12 protein-coding genes are annotated in these 17,975 nt (G+C 40.5%); 9 read left to right on the top strand and 3 right to left on the bottom strand.

Annotated elements, in window-relative coordinates; all coding sequences use genetic code 11:
- Position 1: 1 nt before the first annotated feature.
- The 3 genes from IRQ78_RS03220 (at position 2) to IRQ78_RS03210 (ending at position 3,619) form a co-directional block, all read left to right on the top strand.
- A complete protein-coding gene (locus IRQ78_RS03220; RefSeq protein WP_194441325.1) occupies positions 2 to 802 on the top strand; it encodes a class I SAM-dependent methyltransferase in 801 nt (266 codons plus the stop codon).
- Positions 803 to 804: 2 nt separating this feature from the next.
- Positions 805 to 1,791: a Gfo/Idh/MocA family protein gene (locus IRQ78_RS03215; protein ID WP_054553965.1), complete on the top strand. Its 987-nt coding sequence runs from the start codon at positions 805 to 807 to the stop codon at positions 1,789 to 1,791.
- A gap of 151 nt (positions 1,792 to 1,942) precedes the next feature.
- Positions 1,943 to 3,619, top strand: coding sequence for a methyl-accepting chemotaxis protein (locus IRQ78_RS03210; protein ID WP_194441324.1), 1,677 nt, complete (start codon positions 1,943 to 1,945; stop codon positions 3,617 to 3,619).
- Between the two features lie 36 nt (positions 3,620 to 3,655).
- Here IRQ78_RS03210 and IRQ78_RS03205 read toward each other — a convergent pair whose 3' ends face one another.
- Positions 3,656 to 5,671, bottom strand: coding sequence for a TonB-dependent receptor (locus tag IRQ78_RS03205; RefSeq protein WP_194441415.1), 2,016 nt, complete (start codon positions 5,669 to 5,671; stop codon positions 3,656 to 3,658).
- Positions 5,672 to 6,115: 444 nt separating this feature from the next.
- Between IRQ78_RS03205 and IRQ78_RS03200 the strand changes: the two genes are divergently transcribed.
- The 5 genes from IRQ78_RS03200 (at position 6,116) to IRQ78_RS03180 (ending at position 13,130) form a co-directional block, all read left to right on the top strand.
- Positions 6,116 to 6,406, top strand: coding sequence for a hypothetical protein (locus IRQ78_RS03200; RefSeq protein WP_054553967.1), 291 nt, complete (start codon positions 6,116 to 6,118; stop codon positions 6,404 to 6,406).
- Positions 6,403 to 7,971, top strand: a complete 1,569-nt coding sequence (locus IRQ78_RS03195) for a PepSY-associated TM helix domain-containing protein (RefSeq protein ID WP_194441323.1) — start codon at positions 6,403 to 6,405, stop codon at positions 7,969 to 7,971. The genes IRQ78_RS03200 and IRQ78_RS03195 overlap by 4 nt, the downstream gene beginning before the upstream one ends.
- A 150-nt stretch (positions 7,972 to 8,121) precedes the next feature.
- Entirely contained in the window at positions 8,122 to 9,003 is an 882-nt protein-coding gene (locus IRQ78_RS03190) for an EamA family transporter (RefSeq protein WP_138599398.1), read from the top strand.
- A gap of 268 nt (positions 9,004 to 9,271) precedes the next feature.
- Entirely contained in the window at positions 9,272 to 10,816 is a 1,545-nt protein-coding gene (locus tag IRQ78_RS03185; protein ID WP_194441322.1) for a hypothetical protein, read from the top strand.
- 235 nt (positions 10,817 to 11,051) lie between these two features.
- The gene (locus IRQ78_RS03180) at positions 11,052 to 13,130 is read left to right on the top strand and encodes a TonB-dependent siderophore receptor (protein WP_194441321.1); all 2,079 of its coding nucleotides are present in this window, start codon (positions 11,052 to 11,054) and stop codon (positions 13,128 to 13,130) included.
- A 41-nt stretch (positions 13,131 to 13,171) separates the two neighbouring features.
- On the opposite strand, the gene IRQ78_RS03175 is transcribed toward IRQ78_RS03180, so the two are convergent.
- The gene (locus IRQ78_RS03175) at positions 13,172 to 13,816 is read right to left on the bottom strand and encodes an HAD family hydrolase (protein ID WP_194441320.1); all 645 of its coding nucleotides are present in this window, start codon (positions 13,814 to 13,816) and stop codon (positions 13,172 to 13,174) included.
- A gap of 255 nt (positions 13,817 to 14,071) precedes the next feature.
- On the opposite strand from IRQ78_RS03175, the gene IRQ78_RS03170 reads away from it, so the two are divergent.
- Entirely contained in the window at positions 14,072 to 14,803 is a 732-nt protein-coding gene (locus IRQ78_RS03170; protein WP_054553975.1) for a FadR/GntR family transcriptional regulator, read from the top strand.
- Between the two features lie 104 nt (positions 14,804 to 14,907).
- On the opposite strand, the gene IRQ78_RS03165 is transcribed toward IRQ78_RS03170, so the two are convergent.
- Positions 14,908 to 17,868, bottom strand: coding sequence for a TonB-dependent receptor (locus IRQ78_RS03165; protein ID WP_194441319.1), 2,961 nt, complete (start codon positions 17,866 to 17,868; stop codon positions 14,908 to 14,910).
- Positions 17,869 to 17,975: the final 107 nt, after the last annotated feature.

Below are 17,975 nucleotides of genomic sequence, written 5' to 3'. Positions count from 1 at the left end.
CATGTATTTAGACCCTAGTTGGCGCATATTAACGGTAGGCGATGGTGATTTATCATTTTCACACTCTGTTGCTCGTTATATAAAACCAGCCAAGCTTGTTGCTTCAACTTATGATGATGCAAACACCATAGAACAAAAATATGCCGACAATGCACTTGGCGCCTTGCAACAACTTAATATTGAAACACTCACTGAGTTTGATGTAACAAGGCCAGACTCATGGCAGCGCTTAGATGGCGCTTGTTTCGATGTGGTTATTTTTCAATTTCCACTGATACCTGCATTTAAAGGTGAAGCCGCATTTAAAGCACACACCCAACAAGGGGGTATGAATGTATTAAACCGTGCTTTGTTGCATCGCTACCTAGACTACGCTAGCCAGTTTGCATTAGATAAAAACGGCCCGATGTTATGTTACATCACCTCTAAAGATGTAAAACCTTACCGCGAATGGAATATTGAGGGCAGCTTAAATCAAGGGCTTAATTGCCAATATCTTGGCCAAATGCCATTCGATATTAGCGTGTTTCCGGGCTATAAAATTCGCAATGTTGATCGCGATAAACACGTTAAAGATACTAGCGGCATTACCTATGTATTTAGCGAAAAAACTAACAATGAAATTACCCCTAAGCTTAGTTTTCCTGCTTATTTAGGTGAAAAATACTGTGCATTATGCCGCGTTGGCCCTTATATGGCCCAAGAAGATGAAGACAAACATTTGTTAAGCAAAAAACATAAACAAATGGAAAAATTTGAACAGAATTGGCAAGCATGGCTTGTACAAAACAGCGAGGAGTAACCATGAACTTTGTGATTGTAGGTACCAATTTTATAAGCGATACACTACTGAGTGCAGCTAAAGAAATTGAACATTTCTCCTTATATGGTGTGTGCTCTCGAGAGCAGCAAACAGGCGAGGCTTTCCTTATAAAGCACGATGCTCAAAACGCTAAAGTGTTTACCAATATTGAGCAAGTATGCGAAGACCCATTAGTCGATGCCGTCTACATTGCTGCACCAAATAGCTTACATAAAGACTATGCTGTAATGTGTTTAAAAGCTGGTAAACATGTTTTAGGTGAAAAGCCTTCGGCTGCTAATAGCAAAGAGCTTGAGGCCATCGTTCAGGCGGCCAAAACGCATCAACGCTTATACATGGAAGCGATGATGACTACCCATTTACCAAACTTTGCACGCTTAAAAAGTGCCATGGCAAAGATAGGCACGCCACGCAAATATATTGGCCAATATAGTCAGTACTCATCGCGTTACGATAAATATAAAAACGGCGAACGCCCAAATACCTTCTTGCCAGAATTTGCTAACGGTGCATTAGTCGATTTAGGTATTTATCCGCTGTATATTTTACTCGCATTATGGGGCGCGCCTCAGAGTGTAAAAGCCAGTGGTGTGTTGCTTGAAACTGGTGTTGATGGCGCTGGCGATGTGCTTTTAAATTACGCTGATAAGCAAGCGGTGATCAGCTATTCGAAAATCTCGCAGGGCGATAATTTTACTGAAATTCAAGGTGAGAAAGGCCGAATACGTATTGAAGCGGTGTCATTATTAAAGCGCATGCAATTTATTGGTAACGATGGCACGGTTGAAGAACTGTCTGAGCCATTTGATGATCACTTTATGCGCCATGAGGTCAGCCACTTTATTCAAGCTGCGAATGCAGGACAAATTGAGTCATCTGTTAATACTCATACACTGTCAAAACAAGTTATGGCTGTACTTGATGAAGCACGAAATCAGCTTGGCGTTGTGTATCCAGCAGACCAATAAATGCATTACTCAAGGGTGGTTGACTCTGCCCTTTTCATTTTCAACATAAGCTTAAATGACCACCTCTAAATAACTTACCCGTAATTTTTATTGAATCAAAAATTTTGTACTATGGTTAATAGTACTTACTTTCAATATGAAGGGTAATACTTTGACTATACGCTTTTTACTCAGAACCGTTTTCGCAGCAACCATTACCCTTGCAGCCGGACTTCTCTTCATTATTTTATTTTTACAATCAGGCCAAGATGAGAGTATGGAGTCGGCTCAACAGCGTTATGAGCTAAGCCATCTTGCTCAGTTTTCATCTTCAAATTCGATTCGCCTTACTGAGCTTGCTCGTCAACATGTCGTAACCTTAGATCCTCGCTATGAAGTTGAATACCATCATCTTGTTGACCAAATTCAAGGAAAAGCAGCTTGGCTCAATGGTCAGAAAAAAAACTATGTGCAGCGCTTAAAAGCCTTTAATGTCGCTACCGATGATTTGGCTTTATTACAAAAATCCAACGACTTATCACTCAAACTAGTCGAAACAGAAGAAAAAGCATTTAGCTTAGTCAGTGATTTACTTGGTCGAGATACTAACAACTTAACCGTCAGCGAGCATAAAAGATGGGTGCAAGCTATTACGCTTTTAACCAACGATGCTTACATGGCCGAAGTTGAGAAAATTCAGCAGCCTGTACAGGCCTTTTTAAATTCAATTGAGGAAAAAAGTGCAGCAGAGGTAAAAAATAATCATGACCGTGTGGTAACTTTAAGCCTAGTTAGCACCGCTTTAGTTCTAACCATCATTGCTACCTTGATAGTGTGTTATTGGCAATTAGAGAAAAAAGTGATTAAAGCAACTCATGCTTTAATTAATGAGGCCAAGCGTATCTCTGAAGGAGATCTCTCTCGCTATATTGACCATAAAGCTGATGATGAAATAGGCCAACTTGCGGTCAGCTTCAACATTATGGTTGATAAGCTCTCCCAGCTTCTAAAAGAAATACATAATCAATCAGAGCAAGCACAAGTGGCGGCGAAAAGTTTAGATGAAATATCACAGCAAGCTAAAACACTCAATGATATTCAAAGCCAAGCTATTGAGGTAATTTCAAGCTCAGTCTATGAAAACTCAACGGCCGTAAAAGAGGTTTCTCAAAACTGTGCAGAAGCGGCAAGCAGTGCCACCGCTGCTAATCAAAAAACCAAAGAAGGCCTACAGGTTGTCCAACAAGGGGTAAGCTCTGTTGAGTCAGTGGCCGACACCTTAACCAAATCGCTAACAGATCTTAATCAGCTGGAAGCCTCAGTAAATGAAGTCACTGCTATTTTAAGTGTAATAAGTAACATTGCCGAACAAACTAATTTACTAGCACTGAATGCTGCAATCGAAGCCGCAAGAGCGGGTGAACAAGGCAGAGGGTTTGCAGTGGTTGCTGATGAAGTAAGAACATTGGCTAGCCGCACACAGAGCTCAACCCTTGAGATCCAAGATAAAATTGACTCATTACAATCTGCAACCAATGCAGTAACGCAAAGGATCCGTTCAAGCGATGCGCAAATTAAAGAGGCGGTGCTCAATTCAGAAAAAGTAGGCCATATGCTTGATGAAATTAGCCTTCAAGCAAAAGCGATTTCTGATGCCAATATGACCATAGCTTCTGCATCTGAGCAGCAATCTCAAGTGACCGAAGAAATAGCCCAGCGCTTAAACGAAGTCCAAGATACAAGTCGTCAGTCGCAGCAACAAACACAAAGTATTTCAGATTCTTCAAGCAAATTGGCTAACTTAGCAAATAACTTAAACGGGCAGATTAACCGCTTTAAATTGGGCTAGTCGCTGGTTCTCCTCAGCGACTAGCGATTAGTTTATTTAAAATCGGTAAGTAACAGATGCACCGATTGTTTGTGGGTTTACAACTGCAACGTAGCCTTGTGGGTAACGGCCACTAGCAGGCTCTTTTGCAGTATACGCCTCTTCATCTAAGGCGTTGTTGATGAAAGCACTGATCAGCCACTGTTCGGTATCGTAGCTCATCGATAAACGCGTAATGGTGTAATCACCTGCAACGCGCTCTTCAGTGTTGGTTAAATCGCCATAAAACTCATCAACATAATTAGCACTTAAATTTACTTTTAAACTATCAGTAAACCAGTGAGATACACCCAAACTCGCGGTTAACTCCGGCGCAGAATTTAGTTCATTGCCAACGGCTTCTGGGAACGCAATTGATTCATCTATTTTAGTTTTCAATAAACCAAAACCGCCATGTAATTGCCACTGTTCGCCCAGCATGCTGTAAGCTTCAACTTCTAAACCATAGCTATGGGCATCTTCAATATTAGTGATTTTACGCTCAGAGCTTAGCGCTTGATAACCGTTGAAGTTGTTGTAAAACACGTTGGCACTAATATTAATATCGCCATTATTTAAAACGCTGCGTGAGCCAATTTCATAGGTATTAACCGTTTCTTCATCGTAGTAGTAATAATCTTCTGCGGTAAAATCAAGGGCGCCGCCCCCTGCATTGTAACCACGACGAGCACTAGCAAATAAAGTCGTTTCGTCGCTAATATCATATTGAATCGCGAGCTTTGGTAAACGCAGTGTGTGAGAGTTATCAAGTTGTTCAACCAGCATATCACCGCGAAATGCCATATTAAAATTACGTAATTGTTCTTCACGCTCAATGCGCAGACCCGCTGTTAATGTGAAATCGCGACTTAAGTTAAAGCTTGTTTCACCATATATTGCCGTCGATTTACTACTATCGTCACCGTAATAATTAGTCGCTCCAACACTTTCAAAGTCTTGGTCGCGGTCAAAATAGGCAAGACCCACAAAACCAGAGTAAAAATCATTGCTTAAACCAAAGTTCAATTTGGTATCGACAGTGATGTTACTCTCATCCATTGATACATCAGATTCTGCGCTTTCAAGTGGCTCATATGCTTCAAAGCCCCATTTGTAATCCATATAAGCAACTAAAACATCTAGCGAAAAATCATCGTTAATTTTGTAATCAACATTCACTTGCGTGGTGTCAGATTCAGTATCCATAATACGTTGATATAGTGGCTCATAATCAAATGGCTCATCCGCTAAAAAGTACTTACGACCCGAGTTACCCTCTTCACTATAAGTTGAATATGTTAGCTGTACTGCTAAATCTTGGCTTGGTGTGTAAAGTAATTTAGCGCGTGTGCTACTGGTATTTAACTTGTTTAATTCACGATCAGTTGGGTTTGTTTCGTATACCGGCGGATTTGAAAATGTTTCGCCATCAACGTACTGAGTTGATAAACGAAATGCTAATACATCTTCAACTAACGCTCCTGATACCACTGCGGCAGTGTCTAGGTAGCTATCTTGGTTGCGATAACCGACGCGCACAGCGCCTTCAAAATCTTGAGTTGGCGCTTTAGTTGTCATGTAGACAGCACCCGCAATACTATTACGACCATTGCTGGTTGATTGCGGCCCTCGGTAAACCTCAATTTGTTCTACATCCCACAGACCCGTATCACCAGTTAAATCAGCTACAAACGGCTGGCTTACACCATCAATCAAGGTTGAGACACGAGCCTTTGAACCACCACTAAATGAGTTAAAGCCCGTTGCGCCACCATTACCAGACACACCTCGCATATCTGGCACCGAGCCCGTTAACACAACAACGTTCGCCATTTCTGACAGTGCTTCAGATATCGATGCAAGTTGGCCGTTTTCTAATAGCGACTTATCAACAACTGCCACTGACGACATCGTCTCTTTAAGTGACTTCTCAGTTTTTTCACCTGTAACAACAATGGTATCCATTGATTTTCGACTGTTTTGATCGTCGTCGGCCCACGCTGAGCATTGCGTAACAAGTAATGATGCAAGCATAACTTTGGTGAGTGAATTAAGTTTAAATGCTGTAGCCAATGTCCTTTCCCCGTAAGAGATTATTAGAATTAAACAAATTGAGTTTGATAAAAAAGCGCTAGGAAATTAACACAAGCTTAATGATATTGCAATTGAGTTTAGTTATCATTTACAATGAGATTTAATATCAACTACAACTATAATCTCATGCTCATTTTTACTGTTACTTTGCTTATCTTTTTCGCTGTCAGTATTTTATATTGCACCAGAAAACAGCAGCGATTCTTAAAAAAACCAATTAAAAAACAATGGCGATTACTTTCAATTGCGTTAACTATTTGCGCATCAATACTTGCCCTTCAACAATTCTCAGTCACAGCGGCCGTGTTCTACATCATCTTTAGTGTGATGCTAATGTTGATGCTGCTCCCTTTTGCGAGCCTGCTGCGAAGAAAAGGATAACTCATGACAAGTTCAGCTAAACGCCAACCAACTTGGTTAGGGAAAACGCTAGCAGGTGCAATTTTAGGGTTAGCACTTTCATTTATTTTCGTTGCTTTTTTTGCTTGGTATGGCCCTGGAGGCATTGATGCTCGCGATAAAGTGCAATTTAACATGTGGATGATCACGCCGGTTTGGCTAACCATTTTTAGTTTTAGTTATTTGTTCAACTCAGCAAAACAAGCTTGGCTTGTACTTGGTGGGTTAACTGTGCTGCTTTATGGCGTATTTTTTATGCTAAGGAACGCATTATGAAAGTCAGATCGGATATTCTTCGCACCTATCAAGGAGTACACACATGGACAGGCATCATTGCAGGTTTAGTGCTATTCATAGGTTTTTATGCTGGCAGCTTGACCATGTTCAAACACGAAATCCAGCAATGGGCTGCCCCCATTCAAGCTCCTAAAGTCACCAGCTCTAATTATGACTACCAAACGCTGGTAGATACGGCAATTAATGAACATAGTGAGCAACTGGCCAAAGGTTTTAACCTTGATTTACATACCCAAGATGCACCTCTTTCGTGGTATATCAAAGGCAATGCCCGAGGCATGGAGCTTGATAAACAACTGAACTTCGCCCACCTAAATGCTGATGGCAGTTTAAACGTCAGCGTACAAACCGAAAATGAACTTGCTGATTTAGTTGATTATTTACACCGTACAGCAGGCTTTATAGGCGAAATTGGTCATGATCAATCAGGGGTCTATATTCTTGGTATTGCCTGTATTTTGTATTTTTTAGCTTTGGTCTCTGGAGTGATTATTTTACTACCGACATTAGTTAAAACTTTTTTTGCACTGCGAAAAGAAAAAGGGCCTAGTCGACTCTGGCTCGATAGCCATAACATGGTCGGTATAGCGAGTTTACCGTTTCATTTAGTCATTGCTTTTACCGTGGTGGTATTTGCATTTCATGATTTTATTTATGGTGGTTTAGCACAATTTTATGATGGTAAGCCGCTATTTCAGCGCCCTACGCCTGCGGCGCAAAGTTTTCATATTGAAAACTTGCCACGCATTGATGAGCAAGTACTCGCAGCGAAAAACTATGCCCCCGGCTATGAGCCAATCCATATTCGCTATAGTAATTTAAATTCAGCATCACCTTCTGCGGTGTTTATGATGAGTAACAATAATGCGGTAGTGCGTGGACCAGATACTGATTACCTATTCATGAACCCGTACACACTAGAAGTGGTTAACTCAAGCTACCCGCAAGGCGAAGATGCAGTGTGGGGTAACATGGTTGCCAGTATTTTCTCACTTCATTTTGGCACCTATGGAGGAGACTGGGGTCGTTGGGGTTACTTCATTATGGGATTACTTGGCGCCTTCTTATTCTATTCAGGTAATCTACTGTGGATAGACAAACGCTTCAAAAAAGATCCTAATAAACGCAGTACCTTGTTTATGGCAAAACTCACCATTGGCGTTTGTTTAGGGTCTATGATTGCCGTTGCTTTTACACTCGTCGCTGCCAAATGGCTACCTGCATTTGTTAGCAACACAAACTACGCTACCCTATACAGTTACTATGCAGCCTTTTTTGTTTTTGTAATATATAGCTTCTTAAAACCTGTGCAAAAGGCAACCACGGTTGGGTTTTATTTACTCGCAAGTCTGTGTGCATTAATGGTGTTATCTACGCTAGTAAAACTTGCCAGCGACACCAACTCACTATTTTACTCAAGCTATTTAGTTGATATTGTCGCTGCTATTTTTGCGGCTACTTTCTTTAAAGTGGCAAAACGCCAGCAGCAAAAACAGGCCACGCAAACCATCATGCCGACCTTTGAACAAGCAGGACAAAGTTAAGCACTCTCTTTATGGGTATCAAAGCAATTTGATACCCATAATTTTGCTTTATCGAAAATCTGTGTCCGTTTAACGAAAAACATTTCTTCTCCCTCAAAACATCAGTAGAATCGCCGCAAACTTGAACTATTAACTTTCATAAGGACAGTGATGCAGCGCACCATTCCACCGTTTTTTATTGCTGTTATTTGCGTGCTTCTTGCAATGGTTACCATTCAATCTGGTGCCTCTGTTGCAAAGCAATTATTCCCTTTAATAGGCCCTGAAGGTACCACAGCACTTCGATTAGGTTTTTCAGCTGCTATTTTGTGCCTGGTTTTTAAGCCTTGGCGAGCTTTTCCGCCGATAGGGCAACGCATGCCGATCATCGTTTATGGACTGAGTTTAGGTGGCATGAATATCCTGTTCTATTACGCGATTGAGCGCATTCCTTTAGGCATTGGTGTTGCTCTGGAGTTTACTGGCCCCCTTGCTGTTGCCCTACTTTCATCTCGTAAAAAGCGCGATCTGTTTTGGGTAGCCTGCGCCATTGTTGGCATTATTTTATTGCTACCTGACATGAAAGGCGAAGACAGCCTCGATCCTGTGGGCGTGATCTTAGCCCTTGCAGCAGGTGCATGTTGGGCGTTTTATATATTGTTTGGCAAAAAAACTGGAAACCAAGGCTCTGGCGGGATGACTGTAGCCATGGGGATGAGCGTCGCCGCGATTGTGCTTGTACCTTACGGTGCCGTTTCGCAAGGCGCTGCATTATTGAGTTGGGAAGTATTACCACTTGGTATTTTAGTGGCTATTATGTCTAGCGCACTACCCTATACGTTAGAAATGGTGGCACTTCGCAATATGCCCGCACAAGGCTTTAGCATCATGATGAGTTTAGAGCCTGCGATCGCAGCATTGGCTGGTTTTATAATTCTCTCTGAATTTTTAAGTGTATGGCAGTGGCTGGCCATTTTATTAGTGATTACCGCCTCGGTTGGCAGTTCGATGTCGAGTGATTCACAAGATCAGAAAAGTCAGAAAAACAGCTAATTTAACATTAAACATGCTTTTTTTAGTACTTAAAGATTAAATTTCAGACTTAAAAACAGCTTTTATCGGCATTCGTAAAGTGAGAGTTCTCACTATAATGCTCACTATTAATACAAAGTGGTCTTATCTCTTTGTGTCGCTAGAAACCTAACAGTGGGATTTACTTATGTCGATAAAAGCCAAATTATTTCTATCAACCCTAGCTCTTTCAAGTAGCTTTTTGACTTCTTATGCAGTCGCTAATAGCTGTCAAGGGGAATTAGTAGCAATGAATGCCGGCAGAGGCGAATTAGGTGTTGTATTCGGTCTCGATGAACTGCAAAAAACCGCTAGAGCAGACTCTGTTGCAAAATTTAGTTCTGCTGCAATTGCATATGACGAAACAACTAACCGCACTTATTATGTGTCTTCACCTATTCCACTTGAATTCAAAGTAGATGTTAGCCACCTTGATATCAGTGATGAGCAATTTCCAAGTTTACCTATTAGAGGTGACAAATATAAATACAGTCGCTTAGCCTATTTTGATCACGCAACAGGCGAGCATGTTGTTGTAGGTAAGACTAAATCAGTTTTCGGTATGGCATACGCTTCAGATACTGATTCATTTTTTGCAGTGAGCTTTTCAAAGCTATATCGCATAGACAAATACACTGGCGAAGAAACTGTACTAGCTGACTTCAGTGGTGTTGATGGCTTAAGCCGCGCTGATTTAGTCTTTAAAAATGGTGACCTTTTATTAGTAACAGCGACTTCGGTATATAGCATTGATCGTAATGACTATTCATATACTAAATTAGCCAATCACAACCTTGTTAATGTCACAGGTGCAACATTAAGCCAAAAAGGTGACGTTTTAATCAGTCGTGTAATTATCAATGATCATGGTGATCAAAACGAATCTAAACTTTATAAACTTAGCCCTTATTCAGGAAAAACTTGCCTTATTGCAACCTTGCCGATTCACATCAGTGACTTAACAACAAACACATTAAACTCAACAAGTTGTTACACTGAAGCACCTTGCGCTATTGCAAATGATGGCATTCCTTACTACTCAGAAACAGTTAATAACCAACTAGGTGGTGAATGGCAGTCATTTGATTTTCAAGATCAGTATTTTACAAAACCAGCAGTGTTTTCATCAGCAGTAACCGTGCATGATGAAAATGGTGGTGTTATTCGTTTAAAGAATATTGAAACGAATAGCTCTGAGATTTCATTCCAGAATTGGCAATATTTAAACACAAAACATGACGAAACTGAGTCTTTTGACTTTTTAACAATGAATGAAGGTCGCTATACAATGAGCGACGGTACAATTGTTGAAATTGGTAGTTTTAGCTTGTCTAACTCTAGAAAGTTTACAGATGTTGTATTTACGGAAGCATTTAGCGCAAAACCTTACGTCTTTTTGCAAATTCAAACCTACAATGGCGGACACAGTGCCTATACGCGTGCCAAAAGTTTAGCAACAACAGGCTTTAAAGCAGCATTTTATGAGCAAGAAAGTTTGAATGAAGGTCATGTTCCTGAACGAGTGGCTTATTTTGCAATTTTACCTGGTTCGGGTACTTCGGGCACACTAGAAACAGTTGCAGGTAACAAAGATTACAATCTATACCAAGCCGATATTGATCATGACGGTGGTCAATTAGGCAAGCATTTCTACTTCCTTCAAGAAGAGCAATCTATGGATGAAGAATTACTTCACGCTAAAGAACGAGTACATGTTATGGATATTGAGGAAGTAAGCCTTGCTCAAACTGTTACTGTTCGTGATGAAGACACATATACCCTCCGCAGAAAATAAATACACCTAAATCAAGGCGCCTCTGGGCGTCTTTTTCATGCCTTAAATTAACTCGCCTTTTCATATACACAAAACTCTTTGACATAATTTGTTACATTTATTTGTATTAACATATCACTTTTTCGATAAATGGTGATGATAACTATTATCAGTTGTGATAACTTACCCGCCGATTGTTTCCTTATTAAAAACAATAACCCTATAAAAATTTGCTAAATAACACGCGGAGATAAAAATGAAGTTCACTCAGTTGCCTATTGCAACCGCTATTCTTTGTGCATTGTACCCTCAAATCAGTTTTGCAGAACAAACGACTGACATAGAGGCCAATGTCGAAAAAATCGAAATTGTTGGCATACGTCAGAACCGTATTAGTGAAGGCGCGACAGGTTTAGCACTCGAAATTGATGAAACTCCGCAATCAATTAGTGTGATCTCTGCTGAGCAATTAAAAAATTACTCTGCTTTTAACGTCAATGATGCTCTACGCTTAGCACCTGGTATCAATGTTGAAGAATGGGAAACTAACCGTACTAACTATACATCACGTGGTTTTGAAATTAAGAATACACAAATCGATGGTGTTGGCTTACCGAATGACTGGGGTATTGTCACTGGCGCAATGGAAGCGTACGGCTATGAAAAAATTGAAGTTATTCGTGGTGCCAATGGCTTACTTACTGGTGTAGGTAATGCTTCGGGTACGCTTAACTATGTGCGCAAACGCCCTAAAAACGAAAACGGCGGCGAAATCGGTGTCTCTGTTGGCTCTTGGGATTTTAAACGTCTACAAGCTGACTATTCACTATTATTAACCGAATCAGGTAGTTGGGCTGCACGCTTTGTGGCTGCTGCAGAAGATAAAGAGTCATATCTCGATGGACTTGAGAACAACCGAGAGTTTTTCTCTGCGGTAGTAGATGGTCAGCTTACAGATAACTCAACGGTTACTATCGGTTACTCATATCAAGACGCAGATACCGATGGCAATACTTGGGGCGGCCTTGTTTATAACTATACAGATGGTACGCAAGCTAAATGGGATGTCAGCGACACAACCACCCAAGAGTGGACAATGTGGGACACCATTAACACCTCTGCATTTGTTGAATACAACTATGTCTTTGCAAACGCGTGGCAACTTCAAGCGAGCTACAACTTCCGTGGTTTTGAAGAGCAAGACAAACTATTTTATGCCAGTGGCAGCATTGATAAAGACACCAATCTTGGCCTAAGTGGTTGGCCGGGTCGTTACGACAGTGAAGTAGATGCTGATTTATTTGAAATCAAAGCATTTGGTGCCTTTGAATTGTTTGGTAAAGAGCACCAAGCAAGCTTTGGTGTAAGCCATGCAAAAAGTGATGATGTGATGTATCAACACCCGTTTGATTTTGCAAATACACCAGCTTATGGACCAACGCCTGCGTTCCCGTACGATTTAGATGCGATCCCAGAACCTGAATGGTTAACGCCGGTTCTGTATTCAGATATTGAGCAAAAGCTAACCCGTTACTTTGGCTCTGCTCAGTTAAATATTACTGATAAATTATTTACCGTGGTTGGTTTTAACGCTATTGAATTTGAACGCTCAGGCATGAATGCCGGTGCATCTATCGATAATGACGAGAGCGAAACAAGCCCATATATCGGCTTTACCTATAAGTTAAACGATGATTTAAACTTATATGCTAGTTACTCAGACATTTATCAGCCGCAAGAGCAAGCTGATTACAACGGCCAATACTTAGCACCTACCAAAGGTACTAACTTTGAAACCGGTGTTAAGGCTTCTTGGTTTGATGATGCTCTAATGACAACATTTGCCTATTTTACTGCTGAGCAAGATAACTTTGCACAATATGCGGGCCTCACTGAAGATGGTATTTATTACTATGAAGGCGTGTCTATTGAGTCAGAAGGCTATGAATTTGAAGTCACTGGTAAAATCACCGACGCTATGAATATCGTCGCATCTTATACGCATATTGATGTTACAGATGAAAATGGTGATGACACCAATAAATGGGCACCTCGCGATGTTGTCGGTGTAACAGTGGATTATGCACTAACAGATGCAGTGGTGGTTGGTTTAAATGGCCGTTGGCAATCTAAAATTGAAAGCACTGATTACAATGTTAAGCAAGGTAGTTACGCGCTGCTAAACGCCTTCGCACGCTGGAATATTAATGACCAAGTTGCAGTACAGGCAAACGTTAATAATATTACTGATGAGCAGTACATCAATAGCTTACAAACTGTAGGTTATTATGGCGCACCAACAAACGGTAGCCTCACTCTGACTTATAAGTTTTAAACCTTATTTAGAACAGTGTCGTCTTCGTAGGCGACACTTATCTATCTGTCAGTCAAACTATAGTTGTTAAAGCTATCAATACACGGGACTAACTCCGCAAGATTATGCTTTTGATTATAGTTGTGCAGAAAGCCTATTACTTCACAGCCACTTGCTTGTGCTGCAATTACTCCAGACCTAGAATCTTCAAAAATAATGGCTTGTTTACTGGTTATAGCTAATTTTTTTAATGCGAGTTGATACGCTTCTGGGTGAGGCTTTAAATTTGTCACTTGTTCATTAGTAATTATCACATCAAAAACATCCTCTAAATTTATGAATGATAAAACAGTATCGACCATCCACTGCGACGCTGAGGTTACTAAGGCACATTTTTTTTCATTTTTCTTAACATCGTTTAAGAGCTTTTTAGCTCCATTATTTAATTTTAGCTCTGCTCTCAATAACGTTTTGTAGTTTTTTTCAAAGCACGGGTTGAAGCTTTCTGGTACTTTGCTAATTTTTGCGTGGCTAAAAATATATTCAAGTACAGCTTGCCAACTTTGCCCCATTACTTCTTTATATATTTCAGCTTTGATTTTTACGTTAAATTCTAAGCATGTCATTGCTAAAGCTTTTGCTTTAAGCGGCTCAGAATTAACCAATGTGCCATCCATATCAAAAAGATACCCTTCATAGTTTTGCATTGATTGCTCCGGTTTTATTATTGCCAATTACTAAAATTTAGAATCAGTTTGTGTATTGAAAAGTCCACTACCTATCAGCACTTTCAGTTATTTATAAAAGCAAATTGACAAGATTAGCTTAGGTATGTAATTTACCAATTATAATTATTGTTTTACCAGAAAACTTACCAATTAATAAGCGTTCTTCGCATTAGTTATCTAAGACTCAAAATCGTTTTTATAGTTATGACTAATTTGAAGATCGGGAGAGATATAATGAAAAGACGGAGACGTTTTTGGACCGTTGTTGATAAATTAGAGTCTCAGATAGATCGTGGGATCTACCCTGTAGGGAGTCGCTTACCTGCAGAACGCGAATTAGCCGACACTCATCAAGTAAGCCGACCAACAATACGTGAAGCAATTATCGCGTTAGAAGTTCGTGGCCGTGTAGAAGTTAAAACTGGCTCTGGTGTATTTGTTACCGATAACTGCAAAGTAGAGACTGTAGATCAACCAATCAGTGCATTTGAGCTAACCCAAGCTCGTGCTTTGGTTGAAGCTGAAGCAGCAGCATTAGCAGCTGCGACAATTCAAGAACCAGAACTTGCTGCGCTAAAGCAAAGTTTAGAAGATATGAAAGTGCCCGATATGGCAATTGAAGCTGATCAGCGTTTTCATGAAATTATTGCTAAATCGACTCGAAATAATGCCATTGTGATGTCTATTCAGAACTTATGGAAATTAAGGCGTTCTGAGCCGCAAATAATCGCTGCCTATGAAGATGTTTGTTCGCAAAGTGATGAGCAACGCCTTCAAGAGCACACAAGTATTTACGAGGCAATTGCGAATAAGGATTCATCTGCGGCTCGTAAAGCAATGCACAACCACTTTAATCGTTTAATTAACTCACTATTTGCGGCAAGTGAAAAGAAAGCACTTGAAGAGATCAGAAGAAAAACGAATGAGACTCGTGGTTTGTATTCGATCTCACATTTAACTCAATAAAGATAAGCAGAACTTTAAGGCGGATTCTTAAAAAGTTTCAAACACCCCTAATTAAATATAAAAAAAGCAAGCTACTCAGCTTGCTTTTTTTCTAAATCGAACTGTTAGAATTTATAACTTACCCCAAATGTAATACGGCGGTCAGTTAAACCTTGATAACAAAGTAAAGCCCCTTCATTGACACATGATTGGCTAACTTCTGACTCAGTTAAATTCACTGCTTCAACAGCTAAATTAAGTTGTTCTGTCACATCATAGCTAACACTCGCATTTAATTGTCCACGATCCTCTTGAACAACCGGGAAACCCCACGGATAGCTTGATGTACTACCAAAGTCTTCTGAACGATAACCTTCACGCCACGTGTAGCGGGCACGAGCTGAAAACCCATATTTTTCATAATATAAAGTAAAATTATACGCGTTTTCAGAAAGATCAATTAATGGCTGCTTAGCAGAAACGGTAATATCTTCAATACCCGTTGTTAATGCGAAAATGGCATTAGCTCTACTCGTAGCCGTATCTATAGCCTCTCCTCCAGAAGACTTTTGATAGGTATAGTTAGCCATGACGCCAAAACCTGAAGCCCAACCTAAATCATTCTCAAACTCTGACAAGTCATATTGAAATGCCAGTTCTACACCTTGCTGTGTTCGCGTATCTGAATCATTAATCGTAGTTTGTGTTGGCACACAAAGCCCAACCCCTGGTTCCGGGCCAAATACATTAATATCGGCGATCGGATTAAAAGTACCACCTTCTTCACAAACAGGTCCTGTGGTATCACGGTAGCCTGTAGCTGGGTCTTCATAAGGGTCAACTTGTCGAGTTACATGTAAATCTTTTCGTTTTTTATGAAAGTAGCCAACACTCACTAATGCTGAAGGGGCAAAATACCACTCAGTAGAGATGTCAAACGAAGTTACTTCCTCTGGCTCAAGACCTGGGTTGCCAATTGACACCGCGCTGTTCGGACTTGTGCTATATGAAACTGAAGTCGATAGGTCATCGTAATCTGGACGACGAATATCCTTTGACCACCCTAAACGAACAATCACATCCTCAGAGACATTCGCGCTTAGGTTAAGACGCGGTAAAATAAAATCATAATCTGCTTCAGAAACAATTTGCGATACTACTTGGTTCCCTTCATCATCGACAGTGACAGAATTACCTACAGAGGTAATATCTGTCTGTAAATATCGAACACCGATATTACCTCTAAACATTTCATACTCAAAATTAGCTTGTGCATACAAAGCATGAGTAACTTCTTCAATATCAAAAAACGCACTTACTTGTGAAGTTGGCGAGCTGATTGGTGCGCGATCAGAACCGGTAATGGCATTATTAGCCGCAATTGCATCATTTAAAACGCTTAATACGTAGTCTGGATTTGAACCTGCTAATTCAGGGTTAATAAGTAAAAAATCTTTAATGTATAGCTTGCGGCCATCTGCCGCATTAAAATTATCTGGGCCTGCAACTAAAAGTTCTGCGAATAGCTCACCCGATGGGCTGTCAGCCATTTTACGAAGACCAACATTGTTGCGAATTTGGTCTGAAGTACTTGTAGATTTGTTGTAACGATAACCAAAATCAACTGATGTAACGATACCGTCGAGGTAATAAACAAAATCAGTGCGAAATGCATCTTCTTGATTTTCAGTTGTGTCACGACCTTGGTTTACATCGCGTAAGACGACATTTGCAGGGTCGAGTAACTGTGAGCTGGTTGGCGCATTTGCTTCACTTTGGGCAATACCAAAGGATAAAGCACCACCACTTAAGTCATACTCAAAGGGGGTTCCATTTTCATTAGAGTCATTTGTAGCAACATTCGGGTTAATAAAATTCAATGTTGTATTGAAACTTGGAGTCGTTGAATCTGAACGAGATGTAGATGCTTCAACGCTAACAAATAGATCATCTCCTTGCCACTGGCCGCCTAAACGGAAAATCTGACTATCAGTTTGACGTGAGTTTGTATCACTTGAGAATCGAAGATTTGGATCTGCTCCGCCATCTTCTACTGGAATAACGCCCTTTAGAGCAGCCTCAATACTACCAAGGTCTTGACCGTCTAAGGTGCCAAAGTGAATCGTTTCAAATTCCGTTGGAACAGATACATTCCTAAGATCACTCACACCAGAGGCCTGAACACGAGAGCTTTCTTGACGGCGATCTTGATCATTTACAACAGCATCAAAGAAAAATTTTGTACTATCATTTGGCGCCCATTCGAGTGTACCTGCAAAGTTTACGGTTTCGGACTCGTAATTATCGTAATCTTGGATCAAGAACTGAATTGGTAGAAAGTCAAATGATTGAGCGCTTTGAGCTCCACTCTCGGCAGCTACAGAGTTATCTCTATCTGCACGAGGTCTAAAAGCCGTGACATCCTGCTCCGCATAACTTGCACTAAAAACAGCACCAAACTCACCACCAGAAGATAGTTCCCAATTATCGCCCCATGATGCTGAGACTCTAGGCTTCATACCATCGGTAGATAAACTACTATCTTCACCTTGAACACGAATTGCAGCAAGTGTTTCATTGAGTTGTAGAGGGCGAATTGTACGTAGATTAATTGTTCCACCTACTGAGCCTTCGATGGTCTTCGCCTCCGGTGACTTAATAACTTCAACAGCAGAAATCATTGAGGCAGACACATCTTCAAAGCTAATGCCCGTGCGACCTGAACCTGAGCCAACAGTAGATACACCATTTATCTCTGTTCTATTAGCATTAGTTCCCCTAATTTGAACACCTGTACCAACACCTGCTTGGCGAGTAATTTGAACACCAGTAACATTTTCTAGTACTTCAGCTAAGTTCTGATCTGGTAATTTACCTATGTCTACGGCTTGAATGACTTCAACTAAACTGTCCGCTGAGCGCTTTTCCGCTAGTGCGTTAGTAAGTGACTGTCTAATTCCTGAGACTTCAATCACTTCAAATTCTTCTTCCGTTTTTGTTTGACTTGGTTCTTGCTGCGCAAATGCAACATTGAGTGTACTTGCTGAGAGTATCGCTAACGTAATACTAGAGAGTGTGTGTTTCATAGTGTTTCCTGTGTATTCAAACGCATGATGTAAATAATTGTTGTTGTAAAATTGCTAACTGCCCCACAAAAGGTTAACCAAATAATTACACTCACCACAAAAAAGAT

Origin of the sequence: Pseudoalteromonas simplex (assembly GCF_015278155.1) — a bacterium.
In the GTDB taxonomy this organism is placed as follows: domain Bacteria; phylum Pseudomonadota; class Gammaproteobacteria; order Enterobacterales; family Alteromonadaceae; genus Pseudoalteromonas; species Pseudoalteromonas simplex.
Note: the sequence above shows the minus strand (reverse complement) of the source record. Positions and strands in the feature narration are given on the sequence as shown.